General features: G+C 32.4%; 13 protein-coding genes. 3 read left to right on the top strand and 10 right to left on the bottom strand.

The window, feature by feature from the left end; translation table 11 throughout:
• Positions 1 to 780: 780 nt before the first annotated feature.
• Positions 781 to 3588: a LamG-like jellyroll fold domain-containing protein gene (locus ACJJVO_RS02690; RefSeq protein ID WP_405570116.1), complete on the top strand. Its 2808-nt coding sequence runs from the start codon at positions 781 to 783 to the stop codon at positions 3586 to 3588.
• Between the two features lie 59 nt (positions 3589 to 3647).
• Here the strand turns inward: ACJJVO_RS02690 and hisS are convergent, their stop codons facing one another.
• A complete protein-coding gene (hisS, locus tag ACJJVO_RS02685) occupies positions 3648 to 5030 on the bottom strand; it encodes a histidine--tRNA ligase (RefSeq protein ID WP_405570114.1) in 1383 nt (460 codons plus the stop codon).
• Positions 5031 to 5253: 223 nt separating this feature from the next.
• Between hisS and ACJJVO_RS02680 the strand changes: the two genes are divergently transcribed.
• Positions 5254 to 6495, top strand: a complete 1242-nt coding sequence (locus ACJJVO_RS02680) for an ABC transporter permease (protein ID WP_405570112.1) — start codon at positions 5254 to 5256, stop codon at positions 6493 to 6495.
• 194 nt (positions 6496 to 6689) lie between these two features.
• Here the strand turns inward: ACJJVO_RS02680 and ACJJVO_RS02675 are convergent, their stop codons facing one another.
• The 5 genes from ACJJVO_RS02675 to rpsF form a co-directional block, all read right to left on the bottom strand.
• Positions 6690 to 7166: a DUF6495 family protein gene (locus ACJJVO_RS02675; protein WP_405570110.1), complete on the bottom strand. Its 477-nt coding sequence runs from the start codon at positions 7164 to 7166 to the stop codon at positions 6690 to 6692.
• A 26-nt stretch (positions 7167 to 7192) separates the two neighbouring features.
• Positions 7193 to 8062, bottom strand: coding sequence for a glycerophosphodiester phosphodiesterase family protein (locus tag ACJJVO_RS02670; RefSeq protein WP_405570109.1), 870 nt, complete (start codon positions 8060 to 8062; stop codon positions 7193 to 7195).
• 118 nt (positions 8063 to 8180) lie between these two features.
• Positions 8181 to 8642 carry a 50S ribosomal protein L9 gene (gene rplI, locus ACJJVO_RS02665; RefSeq protein ID WP_405570107.1) on the bottom strand — a complete coding sequence of 154 codons (462 nt, stop codon included), beginning with the start codon at positions 8640 to 8642 and terminating at the stop codon, positions 8181 to 8183.
• Between the two features lie 13 nt (positions 8643 to 8655).
• Positions 8656 to 8955, bottom strand: a complete 300-nt coding sequence (gene rpsR / locus ACJJVO_RS02660; protein ID WP_173588564.1) for a 30S ribosomal protein S18 — start codon at positions 8953 to 8955, stop codon at positions 8656 to 8658.
• Positions 8955 to 9305, bottom strand: a complete 351-nt coding sequence (gene rpsF, locus ACJJVO_RS02655) for a 30S ribosomal protein S6 (RefSeq protein WP_115818131.1) — start codon at positions 9303 to 9305, stop codon at positions 8955 to 8957. The genes rpsR and rpsF overlap by 1 nt, the downstream gene beginning before the upstream one ends.
• 201 nt (positions 9306 to 9506) lie before the next feature.
• Between rpsF and ACJJVO_RS02650 the strand changes: the two genes are divergently transcribed.
• The gene (locus ACJJVO_RS02650) at positions 9507 to 10202 is read left to right on the top strand and encodes a LytTR family DNA-binding domain-containing protein (protein ID WP_020894444.1); all 696 of its coding nucleotides are present in this window, start codon (positions 9507 to 9509) and stop codon (positions 10200 to 10202) included.
• Positions 10203 to 10277: 75 nt separating this feature from the next.
• Here the strand turns inward: ACJJVO_RS02650 and priA are convergent, their stop codons facing one another.
• The 4 genes from priA to ACJJVO_RS02630 all read right to left on the bottom strand — a co-directional run bounded on the left by priA (position 10278) and on the right by ACJJVO_RS02630 (position 15047).
• Positions 10278 to 12731: a primosomal protein N' gene (gene priA / locus ACJJVO_RS02645; RefSeq protein WP_405570105.1), complete on the bottom strand. Its 2454-nt coding sequence runs from the start codon at positions 12729 to 12731 to the stop codon at positions 10278 to 10280.
• Positions 12732 to 12832: 101 nt separating this feature from the next.
• Positions 12833 to 13354, bottom strand: coding sequence for an outer membrane beta-barrel protein (locus ACJJVO_RS02640; protein WP_405570103.1), 522 nt, complete (start codon positions 13352 to 13354; stop codon positions 12833 to 12835).
• Between the two features lie 232 nt (positions 13355 to 13586).
• Positions 13587 to 14123 carry a DUF6252 family protein gene (locus tag ACJJVO_RS02635; RefSeq protein WP_405570101.1) on the bottom strand — a complete coding sequence of 179 codons (537 nt, stop codon included), beginning with the start codon at positions 14121 to 14123 and terminating at the stop codon, positions 13587 to 13589.
• A gap of 33 nt (positions 14124 to 14156) precedes the next feature.
• Positions 14157 to 15047: a tetratricopeptide repeat protein gene (locus tag ACJJVO_RS02630; RefSeq protein ID WP_405570099.1), complete on the bottom strand. Its 891-nt coding sequence runs from the start codon at positions 15045 to 15047 to the stop codon at positions 14157 to 14159.
• Positions 15048 to 15065: the final 18 nt, after the last annotated feature.

Raw genomic sequence — 15065 nt, 5'->3', positions numbered from 1 at the left:
ATCATTTCTGAATGATGTCTTCAAACAGAATAAATGTTAATAACTATTATATTATTGAGCATAGAACCATAGCAAAGACCAATGCTTAAAAGCAGTCAATCTTGTATTCTCCCCATAAACATTTAATAGCTAATTACTTAAAGATTTCAAAATAGTTAAATTCATGTTAATCCTAACTTAAAAATTTTAACTTTTCGATGAGATTAAACTTTTAATCTTTGAATAACACATTACAAATAAAAATTTAATCATTATTATAAATTGCATATTTTCAAATAGTTAATAAAATTCTTATCATTTGCTATTACTTTCAATAACCAATGGTTGCTATATTAAACTTGAATTATTTAAAATAGGGTACTAGAAATTGCTATGCTTGATGACCTCTTTATCTATTTATAGGGCTGAATGTCTAACAGCTAAAAAATTATGACAGTACATAAAACGTCCTAAATTCTGAATAACTTTTAGACGAAAATCTCACAACATTTTTTTTAAATAATTTCTGTAATCCAAATTCCTTCATTTATTAATAAAATGAAGGTTTAAAAATTCCCAAAACAAACAAATTGACCATCCTAAGCTAGTTGATTTTCAGTTTTTTAACCTTTAAATAAAAATTTTACACATTTAAAAAACTCAGTATTTCTGATGGTTTCAAGACATGAACCTGTCTTAATTCTTATGTATAATTACATTTTAACGGATTTATTTGCGTTTAAAAGATAAAAAATGTATGTTTGTCGAATAATTTAGTCCCAAACTAAAATTTAACCAACTATGATCAGTGTTATTTCTATACTGAAACGTTTTACATTATGTACACTTTTATTGTGCAGCTATAACGTATTCACACAGAGTGTCTTAACCACAGATAATTTAAATTCTGACTGGGAAAATTGGACACAAGAAAGTACCAACAATTATTTATCGAACGCTTCTCCCATTAGAGCGACCACTGCAGAAAGTACCACTATGAACCAAAGTGACACTTCTGATACAGAAAACTTATTATATAGAGCACCAATAGCTATTGATGGCAAACACCAACTCTACTTTGATGGAGTTGATGATTATGTAGAAGACTCCACTTTAATAAGCGAATGGTCTGAAATTACACTCATGGGATGGATAAAAACTGACTCTTCGGGATCTATGATTCAAACTATTTGTGGTCAGGATAATTTTTCTTTATTTCTAGTATTTAATCGTTTAGTCGTTAAAGCTAACAGCACCACATTAACATATTCTACACCACTACCAAACAATCAATGGATTCATGTTGGTGCAACATACAGTGATACTGAAAATAGATTAAAACTTTATATCAATGGAAAAGAAGTAAGTACTAAATATCTTAATGGACCACTTAATACAGATACGACACCTTTTTACATTGGTAGAAGGCATAACGGATCTGATAAATGGTTCTATAATGGCAACGCAGATGAAATTAGACTCTTTAATAAGGCACTTTCAGATGATGAAATTCAAAAACTAGTTTACCAAGAGATTGAAGATAATGGGAAGGTTCGTGGTACGGAAATATCCAGAGATATCAGTAGCCTTTCTTGGTCTAACCTTATAAAATATTATCGTTTTGATAGCTTTAGAGATAACATTACAGATAATTTAACTACTCCTGGTATTGATGTTGGCACAGGTGCTTCGCTACACAATATCTCTTCCTCTCAAATTCAAGCTCAAACGGCACCAATGCCATTTGTAACTCAATCTAGTGGTAATCTCGTATCTTCTTTAACCAATGCTTCTGCTGGAATTAATGGTGCTGATGCCATAACATATGATTGGTCTATTGTTAAGATAGCACACGATGGAGTAAACTACAACGACAGCCAAGTGCACTTAGGCTTAATTGTTAACGAAAATGATGCTAGTTCTAATCCGATTGAATACAATATCACCAACGATTCAGAACTTAATGTTTCTTGGTATTTAAAACTAGATGGTTCTATTGATTTAGAAGGAGAATCTCAATTAGTTCAAGGAGATGAAAGTATATTAGAACCAACCAGCAAAGGTAAAATTGAACGCGATCAACAAGGTACTGCAGACATGTATACTTATAATTATTGGTCGTCACCTGTAAAAATTCAAAACTCAGCTTCAAACAATTTTAGGGTTTCGGATATTATGAACGACGGCTCTGATTCAAACAATCCATCGAGCATTAACTTTTCATCATCAGGTTATGATGGTGCAGCAACTAACCCTATAAAAATAGCGGATTATTGGATATGGAAATATGCCAACCTACCAACCGGAACTTATTCAGCATGGCAGCACGTTAGACGTACAGGCACCATATTTCCTGGCGAAGGATATACAATGAAAGGACCAGGTACAGGTTCGGTATCAACACCTCAAAACTATGTGTTTTCAGGAAAACCTAATAATGGCGATATTAATCTAACTTTAGCTGCAAATAACGATTATTTAGTTGGTAATCCTTATCCTTCAGCTATAGATGCCAATCTATTTATTTTAGATAATGGTCCTGAACTAGACTATGACAACTCACCAGTTACAGATTCAACACCATTAATTAGTGGTACACTTTATTTCTGGGAACATTGGGGAGGAGGCTCACATTACCTGCAAGATTACCAAGGTGGTTATGCAACATACAACTTTTCAGGTGCAGTTGCTGCTGCCTATAAAGGTGATAATTACCCAGAATTAGCTACTGGAGGTATTCCAACAAAAAAACCAGGACGCTACATTCCGGTTGGACAAGGCTTCTTTGTCACTGGTGAAAACTCAGGAACTATCAACTTTAACAACGCACAACGTGTCTTTAAAAAAGAAAGCACCTCTTCTGTATTTATGAGAAGTGCAAATACTACAGCTTCCCAAAATAATGAAGCTGCAGAAGAGGAAGATCTAAGAATGAAATTTAGAATTGGCTTTAACTCTATCAATACTATACGTAGACAATTACTATTAACCATTGACGATAATGCCACACCAAATGAAGACTGGGCTTACGATGGTAAATTAAACGAAACGCAAATAGATGATATGTATTGGGTTATTAATGATAATGCATACATTATTCAAGGTAGTAACGAAGCTGAAATTTCTACTATATATCCGTTAGGAATTAAGACGAACATGGATGGTTTAAACACCATAATGCTAGACGATTTAGAAAATGTACCTGATGCCATAAATATATATCTGCATGACATTGCACTAGATATTTATCACGACTTAAGAGCCTCTGATTATGAAATTTTCTTAAACGCAGGCGAATACCTTAACCGTTTTGAAATTACATTTGCTACACCAGATCAACTTCTAAGTATAGACGACCAAGTAGTCAACCAAATTGATGTAATTTACTCTAACGACATTAAAAAAGTTGTGATTGTTAACCCTAGTCAATTAGAAATAAAATCTATGACGCTTTATAATATGTTAGGGCAATCCGTTTATAACAATAATACTATAGCGCAACGTAATTATTCGGAATACAATATAAATAATTTAAGTGTTGGTACTTACATTATTAAGCTGCAAACCCAAACAGGCTCGCTAGTAACCAAAAAAGTTTTAATAAAATAATGGATTGTTATTTGTTAGTGATTAGAAAGTCTCAGCTTTAATAAAAGCTGAGGCTTTCTTTATTTTAACACCTCTAAAAGCGCATTATAATCTAATTTCTGCTGCTCACCAGAAGCCATATTTTTTAATGTGAACACTTCAGATTTTAATTCTTCCTCACCCATTATAACCACAAACGGAATGTTACGACGGTTTGCATAATTCATTTGCTTTTTCATTTGTTTCCCAGAAACTGCAGCATCTGGAAATAGCTCTGCCTTTACACTAGCTTGTCTTAATTTGGTTACTGCACCTAAACTATATAGGGCTTCTGCATCACCGAAATTAATGAAAAGTACTTTTGTAGATTCTGCAATAGTAGATGGAAATAAATTCAATTCTTCTAATACCAAATAGATACGATCTAAACCAAAGCTAATACCTACACCACTCATATCTTTAAGGCCAAAGATTCCGGTAAGGTCATCGTAACGACCACCTCCACCAATGGAGCCCATTTTTACACCTTCAGGCGCTGAAACTTCAAAAATGGCACCTGTATAATAATTTAAGCCTCTTGCTAACGTCACATCTAATTGAAGTGTTGCTGTTTTTAGTTTTAAGTTTGAAATGGCTGTATTTATAAATTCTAGTTCTTCAATACCTTTTAATCCGATTTCAGAAGTACTTAAAATAGATTTTAAACTTTCAATCTGATCACCAAAATCGCCTTTTAACGTAAATAAAGGTTGAAGCTTAGTAATACCATCTTCAGAAATGCCTTTACCTCGCATTTCTTCTTTTACCTTCTCCTCTCCTATTTTATCTAACTTATCTAAAGCAACAGTAAAATCGATGAGTTTATCTTGTGCTCCAATCACTTCTGCAATACCAGATAAAATTTTACGGTTGTTAATTTTAATAGTAACACCTTCTAATTTCAAAGCTGAAAATACCGCATCATACAACTGTACAAATTCTACTTCTTGAAACAAAGACTTTGAACCTACCACATCAGCATCACATTGATAGAACTCTCTAAAACGCCCTTTTTGTGGACGGTCTGCACGCCAAACCGGTTGCATTTGGTAGCGCTTAAATGGGAATTCTATCTCGTTTTGGTGTTGTACGACGTAACGCGCGAAAGGCACTGTGAGATCGTATCTTAAAGCTTTTTCTGATATTTTTGATGTGATTAAACTTTCAGATTTCTGGTTATAATCTTCATCTGAAATCTTCTTTAAATATTCACCACTATTCAAAATCTTAAAAATCAAGCGATCTCCTTCATCTCCGTATTTTCCCATTAAGGTATCTGAGTTTTCAAAGCTTGGAGTTTCAATAGGTTGAAATCCAAAAATTTGAAACTGTGCTTTTATCGTTTCCATGATATAAGAACGCTTCGCTACTTCCTCTGCGTTAAAATCTCTTGTGCCTTTTGGTATGCTTGGTTTTTGTGCCATATTTATCTCTCACTAAAGTGGGAGTCTATTTTAATGAAACTTAATTTAAAATTGAACCTAACTGCGATCAATGAGACCGTTTAAATAACTTGATGTTGATTCAATTGCTCACAAAAATATTATAATTTTTAAAGGTCTTACTAAGATAATTGGTTTTTATAGTAACTTTATAGTGTTTTAGTCGTCTTATTGAATAAAGAACCCAACTAACGCCACAAAAACTATGTTTTCATTAGCTAGAGAGAATATTAGAATTGCCTTCGATTCTATTAAAAGTCAACTGCTGCGTACCATTTTAACGGTATTAATTATCGCTATTGGCATTATGGCTTTGGTAGGTATATTAAGTGGTGTGTCTGCATTAGAAAATACTATTTCTAGTAATTTTTCTTCCATGGGTTCTAACACATTTAATTTTCAGCGTTACGAGTTTACTGCGAGACGCCAAAGTAGTAGAGAACGTCAAAAAATAAATCCGGTAATTGACTATAGAAATGTGAAGGATTTTGAAGACAATTACAACTTTCCATTTACTAAAGTTGCAGTATCGTTTTTTGGGACATCTACGGCTGAGGTAAAATACGACAATAAAAAAACAGATCCGGAAGTTGGTGTACTTGGTGCAAATGAGTTTTATATTGAAAATGCAGGACTAGAGATTGAAAACGGTAGATCTTTAAATGTTTTTGATGTTAAAAATAGTAATGCCGTTTGCGTTATTGGAAGTGATATACAAAAGGCTTTATTTCCTGTTGAAAATCCGGTTGGAAAAACAATAAGCATCAGAGGGTCTAAATTTAAAGTGACTGGTGTGTTAAAAGAGAAAGGCTCTACGTTTGGTAACAATCAAGATTTAAGAGTGATTTTACCCATACAAAAAGCACGTTCTATTTTTACAAATGCTAATATAGATTATAGCTTAAGTGTAAAAGTAGATAAATCTGATATGCTCGATGCTGCACAAGAAGATGCTATTTTAACTTTTAGAAATATTAGAGGATTAAACCCAATTGAAAATAATGATTTTGGTATTGTACGTAGTGATGATTTACTAAATCAAGCCACACAAAACATCGATGCGCTTTATATTGCAGCATGGATCATTAGCATTATTACCATTTTTGGTTCTACAATTGCCTTAATGAATATTATGCTTGTTTCTGTTAGTGAACGTACTAGAGAAATTGGAGTTAGAAAAGCACTTGGTGCAAAAAGTAAAACTATAGCATTTCAGTTTTTTATGGAAACCGTAATTATTGGTCAGTTTGGTGGCATATTAGGAATTATACTCGGTATTTTAATAGGTATGGCTGTTGCTAATGGTTTTGATCTTGAATTTTCTACACCTTGGGTTGCGATGATTTGGGCCACAAGTATTGCTTTTATAGTAGCGGTAGTTTCTGGTTTATATCCTGCGACTAAAGCAGCCAAGTTAGATCCTATAGAATCCCTTCGCTACGAGTAAGGAATACGATTGGTATTTATGAAAGATTTCTTTATAAAATTGAATGACTTTTTTCGCAACATTCTTCTTGATGATGTCGATAAACCCTACGAGAAACCATTACCATATCACAGAAAATTTAATTCAAAAGAAAGGCAGAAAAAGGACATTAAACTCAAAAGAGCTAATGAACGTAAACAACAGACCAATGGCTTTTAAGCTCCTTTAACTAAATTAGCAAAATAGGTAAACAATTCTCCTTTTGTAATATTAGCACCAGACTGAATCATTTTAAAAATATCTAAATACTTATCTTCTGAGTATTCTTTTTTCGCATTAAAAAACTCAACAGAATCAGACAATAAGTTATCTCGCAACCAATTAAATCCTTGTTTGGTTGTAAAGTCTACTCCTTTGTTTTCAATTCTTAGAGCAATTAAACGCATGCTTTTTTCATTGCATTGAAACAAATGAATTTGTTGTGGAGAAATATGTTCTAAAAATTCTACTTTACTCAAAACGCCAAGCCAAACCAAATCACTAAAAACATCGAGTTCTTGCTCTGCTGTTTCTGGCTTATTCTTTTTTATATCTTCCCACTCATCACCAGTTATTGACTGAGTTGCTAAAAAATTGATGAATTCTTGGTGTAATTCTTCAAATTGTTCTTTTGTTAATCTTGAATATTTCATGTTCCGAAAATTATTCGTTTTTAAAATTAATTAATCGCTTTAAAAGCTTCAAAAGGTCTATCAGTTGCCATAATATCAACTCCACCTTTTTTCCATTGCATATATAATTTATCTCCTTTTGCTTCTGCACTTTTATCTAAGTTCCCTAAAGTTCCTAGCATACAAACGATATCATTATCGTGTAATCTTTTATATAATGAAACATCTGATAAACGTGTTCCTGTAAAGGCTAACATATTTTTAGTAGGAATATTAGCATCCAACAAACGATCAAATTCTTCATTATTTCTGGCAGAAACGGATAACAATAAATCTGGAGCTAATTTATAAGCTGAAATCGCTTGTTCTACATTGTAAGTGATAATAATACTAGTATTTTCTGCTTTTGCCTTTCTAATGGCTTTAATAACCGTTTCTTGGCCTACAGATCTTTTAATATCAATTGTTAAAACCACCTTATTCTTTACACACCAATTTAATACTTCAGAAAACAAAGGAATCTTAAATGCGGTTTCATTTCCGTGATCATCTACTAAATTAAATTGCTGTAATTCATTGTAGGTTAGTTCACTTACTTTTCCGTTTCCAGTGGTAGTTCTATCTATAGTATTATCATGTAATAATACAAGCTCACCGTCTTTGGTTTGTGCTACATCTACTTCATATATGGCATAAATACTATCGTTGAGGTAATTAATTGTTTCTAGGCAGTTTTCAGGATAATTAACTAAGCCTTTACCTCCACGATGAACACTAATGTTTGGATAGTCTGATTGTGATGCTCTAAATAATTCAATTAGTTTAGAAGACTCTATTTCTGAAGTCTTAGCTGATTCTTTAGCTTGTTTACAGCTAAATAAAGAGACTATTAAAAAGATGAAAAGAAAATGTTTCATAAAAATACCTGTTTAAGTCTAATTGACTTAGTGTATAAACGTGTGATAATCTGACAAAAAAAGTAATAAAAAAACCGCTTAGAAAACTAAACGGTTTTTAAAAATTGTAATAAAAAGATTATGCGTCTGCAACAACGTCGAAAGTTAAATCAACTGTTACGGCTCTGTGTAATCTAATTACAGCTTCGTACTGACCTAAACGCTTAATGTTACCACCATTGATAGAAATGAATTTCTTATCAACATCGTGACCAGCGTTTTTAAATGCAGCTGCCAAATCCATATTGGTAATAGAACCAAATAATTTGTCACCAGCAGTAGCACCTGTTCCAGCTTTTGCTGTTATTTTAATTTCTAAAGCTTTTATTGCTTCAGCTATTTTTTCAGCATCTGCAATAATAGTTTTCTCTTTGTAAGCTCTTTGCTTTAAAGTTTCTGCTAATACTTTTTTAGCAGAAGAAGTAGCCATTATAGCTTGTCCTTGAGGAATTAAAAAGTTTCTACCATAACCGTTCTTAACAGATACAATATCGTCTTTAAATCCTAAATTATCAACGTCTTGTTTTAATATAAGTTCCATTGTTATGATTGTTTTATTTTAATAAATCAGCTACGTAAGGCATTAAAGCTAAATGTCTAGCTCTTTTTACCGCTACAGATACTTTTCTTTGGTACTTTAAAGAAGTTCCTGTTAAACGTCTTGGTAATAACTTACCTTGTTCGTTTACAAAACCTAATAACCAATCTGCATCTTTATAATCTACATACTTGATTCCAGATTTTTTGAAACGACAGTATTTTTTTACTTTAGACGTCTCAATATTTAACGGAGTTAAATATCTAATTTCGCCGTCTTTTTTTCCTTTTGCTTGTTGTTCTATTGATGACATAATTATGCTTTTGCTTTTGCTTTAACTTTCAGTTTCTCTCTTCTTCTCTCAGCCCATGAAATAGCATGTTTGTCTAATTTCACAGTTAAGTAACGCATAAAACGCTCATCACGTCTAAATTCTACCTCTAAAGGTTCTATTGCTTCACCAGCAACAGTAAATTCAAATAAATGGTAAAAACCACTTTTTTTGTTTTGAATTGGGTAAGCCAACTTTTTCAAGCCCCAATCTTCTTTGGCAATCATCTTAGCACCTTTAGAAACGAGCATATCCTCGTATTTCTTTACTGTCTCCTTTATCTGATCGTCAGATAAAACGGGATTTAAGATGAAAACAGTTTCATAATGATTCATAATAAATAATTTTGTTTATTGTTAAAACGGCTGCAAAAATAAGCATTTATTCTATATTTGCCAACGTTTTTTGAAAGTAAAAAATATAATACTCTCATACTCTCAGAATTGTGTTAATTTTTACGGTTTGTCGGTATTATTTGTTTTTTAACCGAATTTATCGTACTATTGTCGATATCTTAACCTAAAATTAATAATGTTATGACTTTAAACTGTGTAGTTGTTGATGATTCTGCGATTCAGCGCCTCTCTATAGTAAAGTTAATTGAGAATCATTCCTCACTTAACCTTATTGCGGAGTACAGTAGTGCGTTAGAAACAAAAAACGGTCTTAATACCCATAAAGTAGATCTTATCTTCCTAGATATAGAGATGCCTGTATTAAACGGTTTTGAGTTGCTAGATGTACTCAACAACAAACCCCAAATTATTTTTGTTACTGGTAAAACAGAATATGCTTTTAAAGCATTTAATTATGATGCCACTGATTATCTTCAAAAACCAATTACTAAAGAACGTTTTAATGTTGCCGTAGAAAAAGCTATTGAGCAACATAAATTAAAATTAGACTTTAATGAAACGGATGGCGAGCATATCTTTGTAAAAAGCAACCTTAAAAAACGTAAGGTTTATATTAAGGACATTAAATGGATTGAAGCTTTAGGTGATTACGTAAAAGTAGTTACGGAAGAGAACAGTCTTGTTGTTTTATCTACAATGAAAGCTTTTGAAAGCGAATTACCTGAAGGGAAATTTTTAAGAATCCACAAATCTTATATTGTGAATCTCGATAAAATTGACCGATTTAACAGTAAAAACGTTGAAGTTGGTGCTTACGAAATTCCTTTGAGTCGAAACAAAAAGACTCAATTAGTTGATGCTTTAAATAACATGTAGATCATTACATTAACATTTTAAGCATTACATTATAATTTTAAAAAATCCTGAGCTATGGCTTAGGATTTTTTATTTCTAATAATTATCTACATTAATTACAACTCTTACTGGTCTAAAATCTTTTACAGCATTAAAACTATTATCTATTCTTTTAATTGCCTCTTTAGTCTTAACTAACGATTGTTGATGCGGAATTTTAATTAAAATATTTTTGTGGTATAAATTTCGAATTCTAGACACTGGCGGAAATTCTGGACCTAAAACATTAGATTTAAAAAGTTGCTTCAAAGATTTAGCGTACCAATCTGCTGCTAAATTTACACGATTATAATCTTTATGCTTAAAGGTTATTTTAATCAATCTAAAAATTGGTGGATATTTAAAATTGTAGCGCTCGTTCATCTGCTCAGCAAACATTTCTTTGTAAGCATTTGTAGACACTTGTTGCAAAATATTGTGATGCGGATTATAAGTTTGAATCAATACTTTTCCTCTTAAATCTGTTCGACCTGCTCTACCTGACACTTGTGCCATTAATTGATAACTACGTTCGTGTGCTCTAAAATCTGGAAAGTTGAGCAAGTTATCCGCATTCATAATCCCAACTAATTTTACATATCTAAAATCGAGACCTTTAGTTAGCATTTGTGTACCTACTAAAATGTCAACTTCACGCTGCTCAAAGCTGTTTATTATTTTCTCGAAACCATATTTTCCTCTGGTGGTATCTAAATCCATACGTGCTACTTTCTTTTCAGGAAATAACACTTTTACTTCTTGCTCTATTTGCTCTGTTCCAAAACCTTTAGTATCTAAAGTTGCACTACCACAAGCTTGACAACTTTTTAACATGGCTGAATTATAACCACAATAATGACATCGCAATTGATCTCTATATTGATGATACGTTAAACTCACATCGCAATTGGGACATTGAGGTGATGTTCCGCACGTAGTACATTCTATAATAGGCGAAAATCCTCTTCTATTTTGAAATAATATAATTTGAAACCCTTCTTCTAGCGTTTCAGTCATTTCTTGGATCAATCTATCACTAAAATGACCTTTCATGCGTTTACGCTTGTACTTATCCGCTAAATCTACTAGCTCAATATCTGGCATTAACACGTTATTATAACGTGTATTTAATTCTACCAAACCATATTTCCCTTGGCTCGCATTAAAATAACTTTCTAAACTTGGGGTTGCTGATCCTAAAAGTGTTTTTGCTTTAAATATATTTGCTAATACAATGGCAGCATCTCTTGCATGATAACGTGGTGCAGGATCAAATTGCTTGTAAGACGACTCATGCTCTTCATCAACAATAATTAATCCTAAATTGGTAAATGGTAATAGTAATGAAGAACGTGCTCCAATAATCACTTGAGCTTTTTCAGAATTAGTCAACATATTTTGCCAAACCTCTACCCTTTCGTTTCCTGAATATCTAGAATGAAAAACAGCTACTTTGTCACCAAAATAATCTTGAAGTCTATTTACTAATTGTGTAGTTAAAGCAATTTCTGGTAATAAATACAAAACTTGCTTTCCTATTTCTAATTGCTTTTGAATGAGCTGCACATAAATTTCAGTTTTTCCGGAAGAGGTTACTCCATGCAATAATGCAACAGACTTTTCTTCAAAAATAGCTTCAACCTCATTATAAGCATCTTCTTGAGCTTCACTTAATCGTTTAGCATCTGCATCTCCATCACCATCAAACTGAACACGATCTACCTGGATGTGGTATTCTTCTAAAATCTGTTTATCTATTAATGTTTTAACAATAGACGTTGATGCACCACTGCGCTCGGTTAATTCTGAGACTTTAATTGGTTGTTTTAATGATGCCTCCATTGTAAATAAGGTTAACACCACTTCGCGTTGCTTTGGTGCTCTACTTAATTCTTCTAATAACTCTTGTAATTTTTCTTGCGATTTATGGTTGTGATGCAACTTTACATAACGCACTAATTTAGGTGTGTATTTTTCGTAAAGTTCTTCTTGAAGATGTATGACTCCTTTTTTTACTAAATCATTGATAATAGGCAATACACGTTTTTTATCTAAAATAGAAACTACATCATTTATCTTTAATGAGGATTGATGTTGTAGTGCTTCGTATATTAAATATTCTTCGTCTTTTAATTCAGATTGCTCAACCAATACTTTTTCATTTTTAGAAATAATTGTTTCACTCTCTAAAAGAAAAGCATTAGGCATTGCTGCTCGCATTACCTCTCCTAAACTACACATGTAATAATCAGAAATCCATTCCCAATGTTTTAATTGACAAGGTGTGATTACTGGTGAATCATCTAAAATCTGATGAATCGTTTTTGCTTCGTAAGCCGTTGGTGGATTTTGATGAATAGAATAAACTAAGGCTGTATAAATTTTACTTTTTCCAAAAGGTACAGCTACACGCATTCCTGGTGATAAAAATTGAGATTCTGCTTCAGTAATATGATAGGTAAATGCTTTTTGAAGCGGAATTGGCAGAATGACGTCTATAAAATGTAGCATACTTCAAAAGTAATGCCTTTAAATAAAAAAACAACCTCTTAAGAGATGGTTTTATATCAAAAATTAATTGTGATAATTCAATTAAAAAAAAGAACTTCAGCTTAAAAGTCGAAATAATAGTGCACACTAGCACCATAAGAAAGACCTGCAAAACTATCTATACCATTGCCAAAATCACCACCTACATAACCCAATTCTCCACTAAACGTTAAGCCTTCGACAAAATCTGGAATTTCACACTCTACTCCTCCTCCTAAACCAAAGCCAACAGTATTAAAGGAATCTGAAGCTCCATAATAATCATACTTCACAGTAAAATAACTTAATTGAGCATACCCATAAGGCTTGAAGAAAAAAGAATCACCAAGGACATCAAAATTATAAAGGTATCTACCTGAAACGCCAAAAGAAAAGCTAGTAGAATCATAACCATATGAAGCACCACCTAAAATCAATTGTGCAGCATGGGTTTCAGTAAAATTATATTTGGCACTTAACCCATATGCAGGGTAAGATGACGCTATTCCGGCACCCAGAACACCAGGTTCAGCCATCCGTTGGGCATGTACTGATGATAAAAAAATAAAACTGAATACGAGGGTAAAAAGAAAATTGGTTTTCATATTGATTAAATAGATTGATTAATTTTTTAAATTTTTATTAAAATGTAAATACACTTCATACAAGACTTAAGCTTTTAATTTTAAGACAAATAAAGAACTTTAAATTAATAGTTAACGGCAAAAAACAACGATAAATGGCAAAAATACTAGCTAAAATAGAATTACCTATTTAACAGTTAGGTCATTACTACACAAGTCAACATAATTATTCTTAAATGATAGATAAGCAAGCTTAATTTATATAGAACGGGATATTAGTAAAGCTTCCGTTTGAAACTGTATAGGTAATACCTGTATTTGAATCTACAGTGACGAAGCTAAAAGTACCAGAAATTCTTTCAGCTTCAACATCTACAGATGTAATACTAAGGTTTGCGCTAGTAGAATCATCTCCATCAATGGTAGTAGAACCATTTTCATCTTCGTAAGTATATGTGCCACCTAAGAGATCATTAGGATAAGAAAACGATGCTCCAGCAACAATAGCATTTGGATCATCTATTACTAAAACAACACCAATAGCTGTAGTTTCTGAGTTATCTGAAATGCCATCAGTGGAAGCTGCCATACCAAAAGTGTAAATAGTAGCAGGAGCTGAATCACTACTTGTAATAGCTGCTGCGACAGAATTTTGCCCAAAAGTAAATGTTTTAGTTTCACCGTTAACGTCTGCTTTTACGGTACCATCTCCTAGTATATTAGCTATTTCTTCTTCTACATCACAACTTACCAGAATAATAGCAAATAAACATATTAGTAATTTCTTCATAGGTTTTAAATTTGATTTTGATTAATTGAAATTTTATTCGTTTCCTATTTTAAATAATTTTCGAAGCTTAGATGTATCTTTCGCTTTATTCTCTATAGGTTTTGTTGTATTTCCTCTATTCGATTTATTAGATTTTGTTACAGTTGCTTCAGAAGATTTATTGTTTTCAGTTTTACTACGTCTTGTTACCGCTTTAGTTTCCTTATTTGATTCAATTTCCTTAACTGCTGGAATATTAGCCATTGTACCTCCTGCTTTTTTATCTGCAAGCGCTCTTAATTTTGCGACTTCTGTATCTAATTCGCCAAAATAAATCTTATCATAAAGTGCAACCGCTTCTTTAAAGCGTTCCTGCTCCTCGTAAACCCAAGCTAATAAAAGCAACTGGTGCCTAGTTGATTTAACATTTTCTTTATTAGGATTTAGCTCTAAACTTTTATTAACATCCGCTTCGGTTGCTTTTATATCACCCAACTTAAACTGCACTTCTGCTCGCATAAAATAAGACATTGCATTAGGTGTTAAGGCTACCATTTGATCGTACTTTTCTAAATCACTTTCCTTCACATTTTCTCTTGCTATTAGTTTTTTACTTGTTCTTTGGTAATTGAGATGCTTGTAATATGTTTCGCAAGTGTAAATCAATTCAGTTTGCATTGACAGTAACAAATCTTTACGCGCTATTTGGCCCAAATAATACTTTTTATTAACATCTGCTTCCATAACTTGAGCATCAATCTGAGTCGCGTATTTAGGAAGTGTTTCCCTTAAACAGGCTTTATACGCATTTTCAGTGAGTGTGCGTTTTAGATTTTCTTCAGTTAAACAATCGCACATATCTGCTCTAAAATCACTTTTATAAGTTTGCGCTTTAATAGCTAAAGCCCCAACCGCATACATTAAAATGGTTACAATAAATTTCATTTTTAAAACTTTAAAATA

The organism is Winogradskyella sp. Asnod2-B02-A (genome assembly GCF_045063645.1).
Taxonomy (GTDB): Bacteria; Bacteroidota; Bacteroidia; order Flavobacteriales; family Flavobacteriaceae; genus Winogradskyella.
This window is presented reverse-complemented; position numbering and strand designations above follow the sequence as displayed.

Bases quoted from the DNA above. Each gene is read 5' to 3' on its own strand.
- ACJJVO_RS02690 (WP_405570116.1), top strand. From the start codon at position 781: ATGATCAGTGTTATTTCTATACTGAAACGTTTTACATTATGTACACTT.
- hisS (WP_405570114.1), bottom strand. From the start codon at position 5,030: ATGGCACAAAAACCAAGCATACCAAAAGGCACAAGAGATTTTAACGCA.
- ACJJVO_RS02680 (WP_405570112.1), top strand. From the start codon at position 5,254: ATGTTTTCATTAGCTAGAGAGAATATTAGAATTGCCTTCGATTCTATT.
- ACJJVO_RS02675 (WP_405570110.1), bottom strand. From the start codon at position 7,166: ATGAAATATTCAAGATTAACAAAAGAACAATTTGAAGAATTACACCAA.
- ACJJVO_RS02670 (WP_405570109.1), bottom strand. From the start codon at position 8,062: ATGAAACATTTTCTTTTCATCTTTTTAATAGTCTCTTTATTTAGCTGT.
- rplI (WP_405570107.1), bottom strand. From the start codon at position 8,642: ATGGAACTTATATTAAAACAAGACGTTGATAATTTAGGATTTAAAGAC.
- rpsF (WP_115818131.1), bottom strand. From the start codon at position 9,305: ATGAATCATTATGAAACTGTTTTCATCTTAAATCCCGTTTTATCTGAC.
- ACJJVO_RS02650 (WP_020894444.1), top strand. From the start codon at position 9,507: ATGACTTTAAACTGTGTAGTTGTTGATGATTCTGCGATTCAGCGCCTC.
- priA (WP_405570105.1), bottom strand. From the start codon at position 12,731: ATGCTACATTTTATAGACGTCATTCTGCCAATTCCGCTTCAAAAAGCA.
- ACJJVO_RS02640 (WP_405570103.1), bottom strand. From the start codon at position 13,354: ATGAAAACCAATTTTCTTTTTACCCTCGTATTCAGTTTTATTTTTTTA.
- ACJJVO_RS02635 (WP_405570101.1), bottom strand. From the start codon at position 14,123: ATGAAGAAATTACTAATATGTTTATTTGCTATTATTCTGGTAAGTTGT.
- ACJJVO_RS02630 (WP_405570099.1), bottom strand. From the start codon at position 15,047: ATGAAATTTATTGTAACCATTTTAATGTATGCGGTTGGGGCTTTAGCT.